Source organism: Paenibacillus sp. Y301 (assembly GCF_059445505.1).
Window position 1 is genome coordinate 514,515 of sequence record NZ_JCAIUL010000001.1, and the last position, 15,848, is coordinate 530,362.

General features: G+C 40.5%; 15 protein-coding genes. All 15 read left to right on the forward strand.

Going from position 1 to position 15,848, the window contains the following annotated elements; translation table 11 throughout:
- The first annotated feature begins 17 nt into the window (after positions 1 to 17).
- The 15 genes from AC1D69_RS02565 (at position 18) to AC1D69_RS02635 (ending at position 15,743) form a co-directional block, all read left to right on the forward strand.
- Positions 18 to 440, forward strand: coding sequence for a methylglyoxal synthase (locus AC1D69_RS02565; RefSeq protein WP_495454574.1), 423 nt, complete (start codon positions 18 to 20; stop codon positions 438 to 440).
- Positions 437 to 1,129 carry a bacillithiol biosynthesis deacetylase BshB1 gene (gene bshB1 / locus AC1D69_RS02570; protein WP_495454575.1) on the forward strand — a complete coding sequence of 231 codons (693 nt, stop codon included), beginning with the start codon at positions 437 to 439 and terminating at the stop codon, positions 1,127 to 1,129. The genes AC1D69_RS02565 and bshB1 overlap by 4 nt, the downstream gene beginning before the upstream one ends.
- 106 nt (positions 1,130 to 1,235) lie before the next feature.
- On the forward strand, positions 1,236 to 2,408 hold the full coding sequence (gene bshA, locus AC1D69_RS02575; RefSeq protein WP_495454576.1) for an N-acetyl-alpha-D-glucosaminyl L-malate synthase BshA: 1,173 nt from the start codon (positions 1,236 to 1,238) through the stop codon (positions 2,406 to 2,408).
- Between the two features lie 63 nt (positions 2,409 to 2,471).
- Positions 2,472 to 3,755, forward strand: a complete 1,284-nt coding sequence (locus tag AC1D69_RS02580; protein WP_495454577.1) for a CCA tRNA nucleotidyltransferase — start codon at positions 2,472 to 2,474, stop codon at positions 3,753 to 3,755.
- Positions 3,748 to 4,719, forward strand: coding sequence for a biotin--[acetyl-CoA-carboxylase] ligase (locus AC1D69_RS02585; RefSeq protein WP_495454578.1), 972 nt, complete (start codon positions 3,748 to 3,750; stop codon positions 4,717 to 4,719). Before AC1D69_RS02580 ends, AC1D69_RS02585 begins: the two co-directional genes overlap by 8 nt.
- Before the next feature lie 305 nt (positions 4,720 to 5,024).
- Positions 5,025 to 5,894 (forward strand): 3-methyl-2-oxobutanoate hydroxymethyltransferase, encoded by an 870-nt coding sequence (gene panB / locus AC1D69_RS02590; RefSeq protein ID WP_495454579.1) that lies wholly within the window; start codon positions 5,025 to 5,027, stop codon positions 5,892 to 5,894.
- Entirely contained in the window at positions 5,894 to 6,790 is an 897-nt protein-coding gene (panC, locus tag AC1D69_RS02595) for a pantoate--beta-alanine ligase (RefSeq protein ID WP_495454749.1), read from the forward strand. The genes panB and panC overlap by 1 nt, the downstream gene beginning before the upstream one ends.
- Entirely contained in the window at positions 6,783 to 7,166 is a 384-nt protein-coding gene (panD, locus tag AC1D69_RS02600) for an aspartate 1-decarboxylase (RefSeq protein ID WP_495454580.1), read from the forward strand. Before panC ends, panD begins: the two co-directional genes overlap by 8 nt.
- A gap of 127 nt (positions 7,167 to 7,293) precedes the next feature.
- Positions 7,294 to 7,923, forward strand: coding sequence for a tetratricopeptide repeat protein (locus AC1D69_RS02605; RefSeq protein ID WP_495454750.1), 630 nt, complete (start codon positions 7,294 to 7,296; stop codon positions 7,921 to 7,923).
- Between the two features lie 162 nt (positions 7,924 to 8,085).
- Positions 8,086 to 10,944, forward strand: a complete 2,859-nt coding sequence (dinG, locus tag AC1D69_RS02610) for an ATP-dependent DNA helicase DinG (protein WP_495454581.1) — start codon at positions 8,086 to 8,088, stop codon at positions 10,942 to 10,944.
- A 39-nt stretch (positions 10,945 to 10,983) separates the two neighbouring features.
- Positions 10,984 to 11,658 carry a redox-sensing transcriptional repressor Rex gene (locus AC1D69_RS02615; protein ID WP_495454582.1) on the forward strand — a complete coding sequence of 225 codons (675 nt, stop codon included), beginning with the start codon at positions 10,984 to 10,986 and terminating at the stop codon, positions 11,656 to 11,658.
- Positions 11,621 to 12,934, forward strand: a complete 1,314-nt coding sequence (locus AC1D69_RS02620) for an amidohydrolase (protein ID WP_495454583.1) — start codon at positions 11,621 to 11,623, stop codon at positions 12,932 to 12,934. The genes AC1D69_RS02615 and AC1D69_RS02620 overlap by 38 nt, the downstream gene beginning before the upstream one ends.
- A 35-nt stretch (positions 12,935 to 12,969) precedes the next feature.
- Positions 12,970 to 13,485 carry a cell wall elongation regulator TseB-like domain-containing protein gene (locus tag AC1D69_RS02625; RefSeq protein WP_495454584.1) on the forward strand — a complete coding sequence of 172 codons (516 nt, stop codon included), beginning with the start codon at positions 12,970 to 12,972 and terminating at the stop codon, positions 13,483 to 13,485.
- A 232-nt stretch (positions 13,486 to 13,717) separates the two neighbouring features.
- Positions 13,718 to 14,248 carry a hypothetical protein gene (locus AC1D69_RS02630; RefSeq protein ID WP_495454585.1) on the forward strand — a complete coding sequence of 177 codons (531 nt, stop codon included), beginning with the start codon at positions 13,718 to 13,720 and terminating at the stop codon, positions 14,246 to 14,248.
- The gene (locus AC1D69_RS02635) at positions 14,241 to 15,743 is read left to right on the forward strand and encodes an AAA family ATPase (RefSeq protein WP_495454586.1); all 1,503 of its coding nucleotides are present in this window, start codon (positions 14,241 to 14,243) and stop codon (positions 15,741 to 15,743) included. Before AC1D69_RS02630 ends, AC1D69_RS02635 begins: the two co-directional genes overlap by 8 nt.
- The last annotated feature ends 105 nt before the right edge of the window (positions 15,744 to 15,848 follow it).

The window sequence follows — 15,848 nt, forward strand, 5'->3', positions numbered from 1 at the left end:
TAGGAGAGATATAAACCATGAAAATTGCATTTATTGCTCATGATCGTAAAAAAGACGAGATGGTTAACTTTGTAATCGCCTATGAACATGTGTTTGAAGGCCAGGAGTTGTTCTCAACAGGAACTACTGGGCAGCGAATTATGGAAAATACGAATTTGAAAATTCATCGTTTCATGTCAGGTCCACTAGGTGGCGATCAACAGATTGGAGCACTCGTCGCTGAAAATGAGATGGATCTTATTATATTCTTGAGAGATCCGCTTATGGCACAACCACATGAGCCAGATATTAATGCTCTATTACGTCTGTGTGATGTTCAAGGGATTCCTCTTGCAACGAATATTGCAACTGCTGAAATTTTGGTTAAGGCATTAAACCGCGGTGATTTTGCATGGCGGGAACTCGTACATAAGTACAAACCAACTAGTGATGACCTATGACACAACAACTAGACATCCTTGTATTTGGTGCACATGCAGATGATGCAGAGATTGGAATGGCAGGTACGATTTATAAACATGTGGAAGCAGGTTACCGTGTAGGGATTTGTGATCTGACTTTTGCAGAAATGTCTTCAAATGGAACAGTGGAGATTCGCAAACAGGAAGCGGAAGAAGCGGGTAAGGTATTGAAGTTGGCTACACGGAGTAACCTTGGGCTTCCTGACCGTGGGTTGTACATGACCCCTGAGAATGTGAAGGCCGTTACAGAAGAAATACGTCGGCATGCGCCTCGAATGATATTTGCCCCTTATTGGGAAGATAGACATCCGGATCATGTTGCGTGTAGTAAATTAGTAGAAGAAGCTGTGTTTAATGCAAAACTTCGGCGGTATATGCCAGACAGTCCTTATGTAAACGTAGATCAATTGTATTTCTATTTCATTAATGATCTAGGAAAAGCTGATCTTATTGTGGATGTTTCAGAGCAATATGACATGAAGGAGAAGGCACTGTCTTGTTATCGGTCTCAGTTTGAGAAATCGGCCACGGAAGCTGTGTCTACACCGCTTAATCAAGGTTATATTGAACGGGTGAAATCACGAGATCGATTGGTAGGTCAACGTAGACTTGTACCTTTTGCTGAAGGATTTGCAGTCAAGAGCCCATTTCTGGTTGAACATTTCTAACATAAATCAATGATGAACATATCCGTTAAGGATATCAATTTTATATTCGTCTCCTACCATGCATAATATAGGTAAGTGAGTGTAAGAAGGAAAGGGGGCGGTCGTTATGTTTAAACCATTAAAAATTGGAATAACCTGCTATCCATCTCTTGGTGGATCAGGGGTAGTTGCGACAGAACTCGGTAAAATATTAGCTGAGAAGGGCCATCAGGTGCATTTTATTTCTCACAGTATTCCATTCCGACTAGGTACGACTTTTCAGAAAAATATATATTATCATGAAGTGGAAGTTAGCGACTATTATGTATTTCGTTATCCTCCTTATGATTTATCTTTAGCAACTAAGATGGCACAAGTGGCTAAGATGCAGCAACTTGATATTCTCCATGTACATTACGCAGTACCACATGCCGTATGTGCATTTCTTGCAAAACAAATGGTAGGGGAACGATTGAAAGTTGTAACAACGCTCCATGGAACGGATATCACGGTATTAGCACAGGATGAATCGCTTAAGGATCTTATTCGATTAGCTATTAATGAGAGTGATGCTGTAACTGCCGTATCGAACGATCTTATTAAGGAGACTAGAGATGTCTTGGATATTAGCCGTGACATTGATTTGACATATAATTTTGTGGATAAACGAGTGTACTATCCTCGCGATACGACTTCATTACGTGAAGATTTTGCAAATCCAGATGAGAAAATCCTTATGCATATATCGAACTTCCGTCCCGTTAAACGGGTATCAGATGTGGTGGACATTTTTGATAAGGTAAATAAAGTAGTTCCTTCCAAATTGCTATTTGTCGGAGAAGGACCAGATCTGCCCAAAATTCAATGTAAAATTAATGAACTAGGACTCGGTGATAAGGTTCATTTTCTAGGTAAGCAAGACGAAATTGCACATGTCATATCCTTAGCAGATGTCCTACTTCTCCCATCAGCCAAAGAAAGCTTTGGACTGGTAGCATTAGAAGCAATGGCTTGTGGTGTACCAACAGTAGGGTCTGAAGCGGGTGGAATCCCTGAACTTGTTATTCATGGCGAAACAGGGTTCTTAGCTCCTATAGGTGACACGGATCAAATGGCAGATTATACGATTCAGCTATTAACAGATCCAGCATTGTCTGAAAGATTTATAAAGGCGTCTTTAAAACGTGCACGTGAAAGTTTCTGCGATGAATTGATTACGAGACAATATGAAGAGATTTATTACCGTGTATTAGGGCAAGAAGTTCCTTTTGCAGATGAGATGAATAAGGTGTTCAGGTAATAAGTAAGTCGTGAAATAGATGATTATGTATGGTTGGTTGTCAAAATTGTGGGGGCGTTATAAGTGATAAAGTGGGATCATGCAGAAGTGGGTATGGCGGAGCAGAGTGAACACCTTCTAAGGGTTCTGTTGGAACATGGATTTGAAGCCTATTGGGTTGGAGGTTGTGTTCGAGATGAATTGATTGGCCGTCCTGTTCATGATATGGATATGACAACCTCAGCTCTCCCAGAAGAAGTGATCGCTTTATTCGCTCATACCATTCCCACAGGAATGCAGCATGGGACAATAACGGTTATGTTACAAGGGTATGCTTTTGAAGTTACAACCTATCGAACAGAAAGTACATATGAGAATCATCGCCGACCCGACGAAGTTACTTTTGTGAAAGAACTATCGGAGGATCTTAAGCGGCGTGATTTCACGATGAACGCCATAGCGAGAGCTGTGGATGGGTCATATATTGATCCTTTCGGGGGTCAAGAAGATATGAAGAAGCGCATCATTCGATGCGTAGGTGAACCTCTTGAACGATTTGACGAGGATGCGTTACGTATGGTTCGTTGTGTACGATTCGCGTCCGTATTCGAATACTCCATCGCTAAGGAAACTTGGAGAGGATTATTATCTCATCGTAGTAAGCTTGAATATGTTGCGATGGAACGTATACGGGTTGAGATGGAGAAAATGATGAGTGGGAAGAATCCTCTTAGAGGGCTCGAACTCCTTCGTCGTAGTCGTCTGTTGGAATACGCCAAAGTTCCTGTATTAAGTCAGCGATTTAATCGTGATATCGTTATGGGTCTTCATGCATTATCACTTGAACCATCCGGTGTGAAGTGGGCATTACTTCTCTATGCCGGTGGCTTTACATCGATTGAAGCAGGGGAAGTCTTGCGTAAATGGACGTTCAGCAATCAAGAGAAGGATGAAATTTGTAATGTGCTTCAATTGGATGAACAAGTGAAACTTCTTGCTGACAATCAGAACATTGGAACAATCGGTGAAGAATTACGAATATCTTGGATTCGTTTAGTTCTTCGTTATGGTAAGTCTACAGCTAAGAACTGGCTTCAACTTCAAGGCGTTCTTCCAGAGCAACAAAGAATCATACCTGTAGAGTGGTTGAACCTCTTCGCTACATGGAAAGAGCAGATGAAAGTACATCACCTTAAAGAATTGGGCATAACAGGTAGAGAAGTAATACAGGTTAGCCATCTTCCTGCAGGCCCTTGGCTCGGAGAGCTTTTACAACAATTATTACTAACGGTAGCAGCGGGTTCTATACAGAATGATAAAGATTCTTTAATAGAGGAAATAAAGCGGGTGAACAACAAACGTGGCTGAAGAAACCTTATTGAGTATTTTACTTGAGAATTCCAATGATTTCATATCTGGTGAAGAAATGAGTCGCAGATTATCGATTAGCCGCACAGCCGTGTGGAAGCAAATTAATAAGCTCCGAATTCTTGGATATGAATTTGAAGCAGTTTCGAATAAAGGATACCGTATTCTTGCGAAACCAGATTTCCTTGATAAGGTAACTTTGACAAATGCACTGAACACGAAGGTAATGGGTTCGAATCTAGAAATCATAATGAGTACTGGATCTACACAAGAAGAAGCTCGACAAAGAGCTGAATTAGATGCACCTGAGGGTACGCTTATTATTGCTGAAGAACAAACAGGTGGTAAGGGAAGAATGGGCCGAAAGTGGTTCTCTCCAAGTGGTAAAGGGATTTGGATGAGCCTAATTCTTCGACCACAGCAGGCGATAGAATATACTTCTCAGCTCACGCTTCTTACGGGTGTTGCTGTTTGTAGAGCTATTAGGAAGACGACAACGCTACAAGTTGGCATTAAATGGCCCAATGATATTTTGCTGAACCATCGTAAGATCAGTGGTATTTTGCTGGAATCTATCATAGAAGACAAAGTTGTTCGGTATTGTATTGTTGGAATAGGAATTAGTGTGAATGTAGATTCGGAAGATTATCCGGAAGAATTAAGAGATACAGCAACATCGTTAAAAATTGCAAATGGAGCTTCAGTGGATCGTACGATGTTGATTGCTGCTGTTCTAGAAGAATTTGAAATGTTGTACAAGTTATATGATGAGGAAGGCTTCGTTCCAATTGCATCTTTATGGGAAGCACTGTCCGTGACAATCAACCAAGAGGTTATTATTAATACGGTACATGGGCTAAGAGAAGGTGTTGCTATGGGATTAGATCCGAGTGGAGCACTACTTGTAGATATAGGGATGGGGAACATCGTCCCCGTAGTCTCTGGAGATGTCAAACTTAAATAGTGAAAGTTGATACCTTATTTGTTATACTGGTTTTGAGGCGGTACCGATCACGAATCGAACTGCACTTAAGCTAGAAGATTAGATTGAATAGAACTACATCTGTTACATGAATAATATGTAGTGGGTGACGTTGGATTCTGCTCTGAGCCGAAAGGACCGAGACAGAAGGGACGATCGAAAGTGACTCTTTTTTGACTATCGGACCTTTTTAGTGCACATGCTAAAAGGTTTTTTTGTTGTGTTAAATACCAAAGGGTTTTCTAACACAACAGGCCGTTTTTAAGAAGAGAAAGGGGCACATTTATATGCCAAGGAAATCCGCATTAAACATTGTGAAAATGAAAAAAATGAAAGTAGAAGGTACGCCTTTAACCATGGTTACGGCATACGATTATCCTTCTGCGAAATTAACTGAAGAAGCGGAAGTAGATCTCATTCTTGTTGGAGACTCGCTAGGTAATGTGGTCCTAGGGTATAACAGTACAATACCTGTGACATTGGACGACATAGTCTATCACACACGAGCGGTAGCAAGAGGGGCTGAGCATACGTTTATCGTAGCAGACATGCCTTTTATGACGTATCACGGAAGTCTGGATGAGACGTTACGAGGTGTCAGAAGACTGATGCAAGAAGGTTATGCACAAGCCGTCAAGATGGAAGGTGGCATCGAAATTTGTGCTACCGTAGAAGCTGTCGTTAAATCGGGTGTTCCTGTGCTTGGGCATATTGGTTTAACCCCACAATCTGTGAACCAGATTGGTGGATATCGAATTCAAGGGAAAGATCCTGTAGATGCTCAAAGATTGATGAATGAAGCCAAAGCATTAGAAGCTGCGGGTGCATTTGGGATTGTTCTTGAATTGGTAACGGAACAGGTTGCTGAAGCTATCTCCAAAGAATTATCCATTCCGACCATCGGTATTGGTGCAGGGCGATACTGTGATGGACAAGTGCTTGTATTCCATGATGTTTTTCAATATGCATCTCCTTATATAAATAAACGTTTTGTCAAAACATATGGCGATATAGGATCCGTCATCCGTGAAGGGTTAGTCAACTATGTGAAAGATGTGAGAGAACGCTCTTTTCCGTCCGAAGAACATGTGTTTATAGCTGAGGATCACGTGCTGGAGTCTCTTTATGGGAACAGTGCCGCAAAGGTGGAGAAATGATGAAGACCATTCGAAATATAACAGAACTCCGTCAAGAGTTGAACCAATTTAGAGCACAAAGTAATTGGAATGGCACGGTTGGATTAGTTCCTACCATGGGTTTTCTTCATGAAGGTCATGCTAGCTTAATAAGTCGTGCTCGTGATGTAAACAACTTGGTTGTTCTAAGTATTTTTGTGAATCCCATTCAATTTGGACCTGGTGAAGATTATGAGACTTATCCTCGTAATGAAGAGAAAGATGTAACCTTAGCTGAAAGTAAAGGAGTGGATATCGTATTTATTCCCACTGTGGAAGAAATGTATCCCACGCCGACCAAGACAACCATTAGAGTGAGTGAAGTAACACAGTTATTGTGCGGAGCATCTCGTCCAGGGCACTTCGATGGTGTGACTACCGTTGTGAGTAAGTTGTTTCACATTGTACAACCGGATCAAGCCTACTTCGGTTTAAAAGATGCACAACAAGTCGCTGTACTTCAACAGATGGTTCATGATTTAAATATGAATATTGACATTGTTCCTTGTCCTATCGTTCGTGAAGCAGATGGATTGGCACTCAGTTCAAGAAATGTTTATCTAAGCTCAGAAGAACGTAAACAGGCTTTGGTGCTCTCTCGCTCTTTACATGTTGTTATGGATGCATTGAATGATGAAATGGCTGTTAAGACCTCTGTGGTTCGTGAGAAGCTCGTGAATTTAATTGGTGCTTCACCGATGGCTGTTATTGATTATGTTGAGGTGCTAACCTTTCCAGAATTAAATCGTGTGAACGAAGATATTCTGCTGACTGATATCACAGGGCAAATTATCATGGCTGTGGCTGTGAAGTTTGGAAAGACGCGACTTATAGACAATATGTTATTCACTCCAAAGGAGGTATTATCTCTTGTATAGACATATCATGAAGTCCAAGATCCACCGTGCAACGGTCACGGAAGCTAATTTAAATTATGTAGGTAGTATTACCATAGATGAAGATTTAATGGAGTCAGCAGATTTATTTGAGAATGAGAAAGTACAGATTGTAAATAATAACAACGGAGCTCGTCTAGAAACGTATGTGATTCCTGGTCCACGTGGAACTGGCGTTATTTGTCTTAACGGCGCAGCAGCTCGATTAGTTCAACCTGGAGATTCAGTTATTATTATTTCATATGCGATGATTTCTCAAGAGGAACTTGCTTCTCACAAACCTACGGTAGTATTTGTAGATGAGAAGAATCAACCGATTGAGTTAATGGATAAAGAAGTACATGCAACGATTCGCTAATAATTAGGTAAGAGTTCTCAACATATTATGTAATGTATGGGATGGCGCATGAAAAGGACCACTTCAACAAAAAATGAAAGCAGGAAGACGCACTGATTTCATTATGGTTAAGGGTGGGATGCAGGCCATGTTTCAACATGTATTCGCTGAAATGAACCACATGTTAGGGGAAATTGTCAAGCATTACCCAACCGCGCAAGAGTCCCAAAAGCAGCTATTGATTCAAAGATGGAATATGCTTAAGGCCATGAGCGATGGGATAATTGAGGAGTGGTTAGCCTTTGAAGACAAAATGAGTACGTTCCGAGAACATACGGTGCTTCCACCTGTATTTCCTTTAGGGGACACCCCTGAGATGGGAATGGATTCTTTTGTTAGAGGACAGGGTTATTATAAGTTACTGATGTATCGTCAATCTATACAGCAATTTTCTCAGATCGTCTACGATTATCCAGACAGTTTACTTGCTCGGATGTATATTGCGATGGCTCACCTTCATTTGGAGGAAACGACAGAAGCTTTAGAACATTTCCAATGGATTCTTCCACTGGCGGAGCATAAGAAGTTGAAAGCTATGATCTACAATGCATTAGGCTGTATTCAAGCTAAACTTGCGGATACGGGGAAAGCCCAGGAATATTTCACATTAGCCTTACAAAATGATCCGAGCTTACCTGATCCACTTATTAATCTGCAAGTTTGCAATCAAAATCGCGGTCAACTCCAGTATGGAAGTCAGCTCATTTCATTAATTTAGTATTGACTCAAATTAAGGCGATGCCCGTACTTGCGAAAGCGACGGAGTATCGCCTTTTCTTCCGTCCTTTAAAAATGATGGCTTAGCTGGGTCTACTTGATGAATAAATTCTGATCTTCTGTTATGCTGTTAGAGAGACTGGATTGAAGGGAATATTTAAACATGAAATTTGCCGTACTGGACTTTGAAACAACAGGCAACCAGTCCGCCGATGAAATTATTCAAGTTGGACTTGCCATAATCGAAGAAGATCAATCGATATCCCGTGTTTACGGGTCTTATGTTAATCCAGGGATTCCAATCCCGCCATTTATTTCTAATTTAACAGGTATAACCAATAGTGATGTTGAGAACGCTCCTTCTTTAGAAGAGATGATGATGGAGTTAGTTCCCATGCTTGATGATGTGGTATTAGTCGGGCATAATGTTTCGTTTGATTTTAATTTTTTGCAAAATGCACTTGATCGATGTGGTTATTTACCATACAACGGTCGTATACTGGACACGATAGATTTCCTGAAAATCTGTTTCCCATCGTTAACCACTTACCAATTAGGTCTGGTATCTACACAATTTGGTATTCAGCACGATCGACCCCATCAGGCCGACAGTGATGCATTAGCAACAGCGCATGTATTATTGAAATGTCTGGATGAATTGATTAGTTTACCATTGATTACACTTCAAAGGTTGAGTGAGTTATTTGGTGATGAGGATAGTGATTTAGCTTGGTATTTCGATGGTCTATGTCGTGAGAAGGAAAGTGAACCCGCACAGGACCTTGAGAGTCATACCTTTTACCGACAATTGGCTCTAGCCGTAGAAGATTGGATCGATATCTCAACACCGCGTAATGATGCAGATGATAATCCTCTGAAATCCATGGATTTCCCGCGATTCCTTGAGAATATTGAAGAACGGCTTCGAGAAATTATGCCACAATATGAGCCGCGTGAATCACAGAGCATGATGTTTGGTGAAGTGATGAATGCACTTGCGAATGATAAGCATCTTCTAATTGAAGCAGGGACGGGCACTGGGAAATCGTTAGGATACTTAATTCCTGCCATTTATCAGAGTGTGAAAAATGAGCAGAAAGTCATGGTAAGTACACACACCATTAACCTTCAGGAACAATTAAGGGAACGAGATATTCCATTACTGACTCAGGTCGTTCCCTTTCCATTTAAAGCGGCTATTTTCAAAGGGAGACAGCATTATTTGTGTTTGAGAAAATTTGAACATAAAATAAACAAGAGAGACTTCGCTAATCCTAAAGAAGATGTAATCTTAGCCGCACAGATGATTGTATGGTTAGCACAGACGGAGAACGGTGATGATGAAGAACTGAATCTTGGAGGGCGTGGCGGAGATTTCTGGGAAACCGTCTCTAGTGACTCTGATTCATGTCTTGGCCGTGCCTGCCCTTGGTTCCGTAAATGTTATTATCATCGTGCTAAGCATGAAGCGGGAATTGCTGATGTGGTTATTACGAACCACTCTAAGTTATTTACGGATGTTAAAGCTGGACATCAATTATTACCTGCTTATGAGCACTTAGTTATTGATGAAGCACATCATTTAGAAGACGTGGCAGGTAAGCATTTAGGTCTTCATATGAAATATTTCACCGTCGTCCATACACTTACAAGACTGTATAAAGATAATCGTAATGGACAATTTCCAGCGTTAATTCAACAACTTCGTTCTTCACATGATGAAAAGGCTTCGGATTGGATAACTTCAATCGATATATTGAGTGGCGAATTAATTGAAGTGAAGGAGCACTGGGACCGACTGAATGATATGTTGTTTGCTCTTCTTCCCGAGCGAAGTGATGCAGCACCTGGTGAGACTGGACAATTCGTGCTTCGATTGCAACCTACAAAGAAACCAAAGGATTGGGAACTCTTGTCTGCAATTGAGAATCAAATATACGTAACGCTTGGAGAGGTCATTCGTAAATCGGAGAGAATGTTGAACGACATTAAAGAACTAGACGATTTCAACTCAGATAGTCTGATAACGGACATAAGCGGTCTGATTAAGGATTTATCGAGTGAACGCGAAGATCTTCACATGTTCATGGCGCTTAACGATTTAGGCAATGTTTACTGGATGGAGGCTAATGGACATTTTCGTAGCAAATCTCTACAATTGTATGCCGTGCCTGTCGATGTAAGCAAGCAGTTGAAGGAAGTGTTCTTCGATAAAAAGAAGAGTATTATTCTAACTTCAGCAACGTTATCTATCGAGAAATCCTTTCAGTATATGATTGAAAATCTAGGCTTACAAGAAGCATCAGATCAAGGTCGACTTGTAACAGTTCAGCTACCTTCGCCTTTTCGATATCGTGATCAGGCATTGCTCGTGATTCCACGTGACTTTCCAAGTGTTAAGGGAAGTGTAGGAGATGCTCTTTTTGTAGAGACGCTGGTGAAGTCGTTAGCTGACACAGCTATAGCTACGCATGGACGTATGTTAGTGTTATTCACATCCTATCGCATGCTTCGTCAAGTTTATGAACCATTACGTAATGAACTGTCCTCAAGTGATATAACGATACTCGGCCAAGGTGTTGATACTGGAAGTCGAAGCAAGTTGATTCGTCGTTTTCAAGACAGTAGTGCATCGGTACTGTTAGGAACAAGTAGCTTCTGGGAAGGTGTCGATATTCCCGGTGAAGCACTGACTTGTTTGGCCATTGTTCGACTACCATTTCAGCCACCGAACCATCCTTTGGTTGAAGCAAAGAGTGAACTTCTTAAGCAACAAAAGAAAAATCCATTCATGAAACTGTCGGTTCCGCAAGCGGTCATTCGGTTCAAACAAGGATTTGGTCGGTTAGTGCGTACTGCGAATGATAGGGGGATTGTAATCGTATATGATACGCGAGTAATCGAATCATATTACGGCAAACATTTCCTGTATTCATTACCTGGTCCTAAGATGGAGCATATGCCGACCAATCAAATGGTTCCACGGATTTCAGAGTGGTTAAGTGAAAGGGATCCTTCTTGAAGAAGGATCCTAAAGAGTTAATAATTAGGGGGAGCAAGAATGAAATCTGAAAAAATTTCAGAAGCTGTTGTACGCAGATTACCTGTATATCTGCGTTATCTTTCAGATCTTCAGAGACGTGAAGTAGCCACTGTCTCTTCACAGGAGTTAGGTCAAAAACTCGATTTGAATCCTGCACAAATTCGTAAAGATCTCGCTTATTTTGGAGACTTCGGACGTAAAGGTATAGGATATGACGTGGCCTATTTGATTGAGAAGATTGGTCATATCCTGAATCTCGATCAACAAATCAATGTGGTTCTAATAGGTGCAGGTAATCTTGGTCATGCTTTATCCAATTACAATGCTTATCTAAAGGAAAATTTAAAGATTATCGCTGTTTTTGATTCGTATGCTCCCAAGGTAGGTTCCGTTATTAATACGTTAAAGGTCCAACCTATGGAGGATCTAGTGGATACCATTAAGCAACAAAATATAAGAATAGGTATTATTACGGTTCCAGAAACAGAAGCACAGCATGTTGCAGATAAGTTAATAGAAGCTGGGATTAAGGCGATTTTGAATTTTGCACCTGTTGTGTTGAAAGCTCCAGCGGATGTTCGTATTCATGCAGCTGATTTCACAACGGATATGCTTAGTCTTGCTTATTATTTGGATAATGGAAAGGAAGAATCACATGACAGTGAACAATCAAACACAGAAATGGATCATTAAGAATGGTACGTTTGCTGTTCTGAATAATGAACAATCCGTTGTAAAGGGCTATATGCTTATTGAAGATGACCTTATAACGTATATTGGCGAGGACAAACCAGCTGATTCTGATCATATCCCCGTCGTTGATGGTACGCATCTTCTATTTTTACCTGGACTTGTGAATACACACGGGCATGCGGCGATGTCATTACTAAGAGGTTATGGTGATGATTTAGCTCTCCAAGTGTGGTTGCAGGAAAAAATGTGGCCAATGGAGGAGAAGTTTACCTCAAAAGATGTTTATTGGGGATCATCGCTCTCTGTATTGGAAATGTTAAAAGGTGGAACAACTACTTTTCTAGACATGTATGATCATATGGATCAAGTCGCTAAAGTAGTGCAAGAATCGGGTATTCGTGCGGTACTAACAAGAGGTGTTATTGGGTTCTGTTCAGAAGAAATGCAACAACATAAACTTCAAGAAGCGATTGCCTTTGCAAAAGATTGGAACGGTCAAGCAGAAGGACGTATTACTACGATGATGTCCCCGCACGCGCCTTACACATGTCCTCCATCCTTTTTTGAGAAGTTTGTACAGGCAGCGCATGATCTAGATCTTCCGATGCATACACACATGTCTGAGACGCTGAGTGAAGTGGCACAGAATGTGACTGATTATGGTCTTAGACCTGTTCAACATTTAGAGAAACTCGGCATGTTCACACGTCCATCTCTTGTCGCTCATGGTGTACATTTGACAGATGAAGAAATTGACATATTAGCTGCCCATCAAGTGGGCGTGTCACATAACCCAGGAAGCAACTTGAAGTTAGCAAGTGGTATTGCACGGGTCACAGATCTATTGAAGGCAGGCGTAACTGTATCCTTAGGAACAGATGGTCCAGCGAGCAATAACAATTTAGATATGTTTGAAGAAATGCGTCTAGCAGCGCTTATTCACAAAGGTATTTCAGGAGATCCAACAGCAATTCCTGCTGCTGAAGCACTTCGAATGGGTACTAGTTATGGAGCCAAATCTCTATTTCTAGAAAACATAGGTAGATTGGCACCAGGTATGAAAGCAGACTTTATCGCATTAAATACCGATCAGGCTCATTTCCTACCACATACAGACTTCATCTCACATTCCATTTACTCTGCAAGTAGTAAAGATGTAGAGCATGTGTGGGTTAACGGCAAACAAGTTGTAAAGAATGGGGCTTGTCTTACTATGGATGAAGAGCGGATTCATCGTGAAGCTCAGTCATCTTTTGAAGGCTTATTAAACCGCTAAGATGATAGGCTATTCCTGATGAAAGGAAGTTCAGGTTGAAGAAGAACAAGAAGAGATGGATTTTACTAGGAATTGCAATCTGTGTGGTTGTATTGTTTGGACTCTATCGTTATTACATATATGTTATGAAGGACCAATGGAGCCAGGAAGACATCGCTATTACAGCAGCAAAGAAACAAACCGAATTAGTGAAAGTCACAAAAACGGACAAATCGGTGTGGGATAATGTAGTCTGGGTCATCGAAGGTAAAAATAAGGATGATCAAGCTCTTATCGTGTGGGTTCCATTCACAGATGAGTACAACGTAGACGAAACATCTGGGTCTGTGCATAGCGAATTTATAAAGGATGGATTATCTGAAAGACAGATTACTGCTATTATTCAGAGTGATCTTCCAAACATTGATGAGATTCGTTTACAGCTCGGGTTGTTTCATGGGACCCCTGTGTGGCAACTCTTTTACAAAGAGAAAGATCATTACTACTATCGATTCTATAGATTCAGTGATGGAACACAATTAGGAGAACAATATACATTACCCAATCGATAAAAATGACGATTCACCAAATAAAAGCTGACGAAATTATTCTATAAAGAATGATTCTTTCGTCAGTTTTTTTTGAATATTCACATAGAATTTTAAATATATCCATAATTTTTCGACGAAATAGTATATTCAATGTGATATACTAATTTGTGTACTAGTGGTATACGTAATTGTATATCAATTCAATTAAATCATAAGTAATTAGACATCAATGGATATTGAAGGAGGCTGTTATATGAAGTTAAGAGTAATGCCAATTGCATTGACAGTTGTTATCGCAAGTTCGCTTTTGTTTGGCGGATGGTTTGTTCATAAACAAGTTACTCTTCAGAGTCCTCTACAAAAAATAGTGACAGATTATGACGGAGTGAATAATGCTCAATTAGATATTACCCGCGATGAGGTCGTAGTGAAACTAGATATTAAACCAGGAACTCGGTTACCAGGATTAGTTCATGAATTAATGACTGAAGGCAAATCTATCGTTGGTAAACGGTCACTTCAATTGGATGTTGTTGATCACTCGACGGAAACCATCGATGATTTCTGGGATCAGGCTATGTTCCCAGTGGCAGAGGCGATGGAGAATAAACGTTATACAGAGATTGTAGATAAATTGAAGGAAATGGAAAAAAGTTCGCCCGTGAAAGTGACAACTGAAATGGATGATACGAATGTATATATTAATTTAACTGAGGGAGAAGCAAGTAAATTCATCATTTTACCTCGTGATCCAGCAGTTCTGGGGGTGTGGAGTAATGCCTAAATTGTTGAAAGAAATAGTGATAGGTTTCGTACCCGTACTTCTTGTTTTTCTTGTATTTATCGGAGTGAATATTATTCCAATACTACTCGCAGTAGGAATTGTGGCAGGAGTTCTATTGTTGTCTAATGTTAAGGGTGGACTTGCTGTAGGTGCTGCAGGTGATCGTAAGCGTAAGAAAAAAGGACCAGATAAGCTCACTTTTAATGAAATTGGAGGTCAGGAACATCCCAAAGAGGAATTGATGGAAGCCCTCAACTTTCTTATTAGACATGAAGAAATTCAGAAATTTGGGATTCGTCCTCTGAAGGGAATTCTACTTACGGGACCTCCGGGAACAGGTAAGACCTTGCTTGCAAAAGCGGCTAGTCATTATACAGACTCCGTGTTTGTTGCAGCAGCAGGAAGTGAGTTTGTCGAAATGTATGTTGGTGTGGGTGCTGGAAGAATTCGTGATTTATTCCGTGATGCACGTAATCGTGCAACCAAGGAGAATAAGACCAGTGCCGTAATATTTATTGATGAGATCGATGTTATAGGAGGTAAGCGTGAGGGTGGACAACAGCGCGAGTATGACCAGACACTTAATCAATTATTAACAGAAATGGATGGCATATATAATTCCGACACTCCAAGAATACTTCTTATCGCAGCTACCAATCGTAAGGAAATGTTGGATAGTGCTCTTCTTCGTCCAGGTCGATTCGATCGGCATATACAAGTGGACCTGCCGGATAAGAAAGGGCGTAAACATATATTGGAAATTCATGCAAAGAACAAGCCTATACATGCAGAAGCTAGTATGGATAAAATTGCTGAAGAATCTTATGGATTCTCTGGTGCTCAACTTGAGAGTGTTATGAATGAAGCTGCGATTTATATGATGAGAGAGAGTAAAGTTGAGATCGAACAACGTCATATGTCGATGGCTATTGATAAAGTTATGATGGGTGAGAAAACGGATCGAGAGTCGACTCAGGAAGAGAAAAAGAGAGTCGCTATTCATGAATTAGGACATGCGATCATGGCTGAAATCGTTCGTCCAGGAAGCGTTAGTCAAGTGGCACTTAGTCCACGTGGTCAAGCTCTTGGATATGTTCGTCATAATCCACAAGAAGAACAATACCTCTATACCAAGACATTTTTAGAAGAGCAAATTATGATTGCCCTTGGTGGAGCTGCTTCGGAAGAAATGTACTATGGAGGTCGAAGCACAGGATCTAGTAATGACTTTGAGCAGGCCCTAAATATTGTACAAACAATGATGAAGTCTGGACTCACATCTTTAGGCATTATAAGTATGGAAATGGTAACGAAAGCTGAGTTAATGAAGGAGAATAATGCCATTTTAGAACAGCTTATGGAACGTACAAAAAGTACACTGGAACAGCATCGCAATATCTTTGATCAATCCCTAAATATCTTACTTTTAGAGGAAAATCTTTCCGGCGAGCAATTTCGATGTCTATTTCGTGAAACTTCACTTTTACCAGCATAAATTATGATGCTGGTTATTTTTTTTTACTTTTGTTCCGTGCTAAGATATTATTATATGTTGGAGTGAGAATAATGTATTTTTCTAATGAAGGGTACAATATTGATT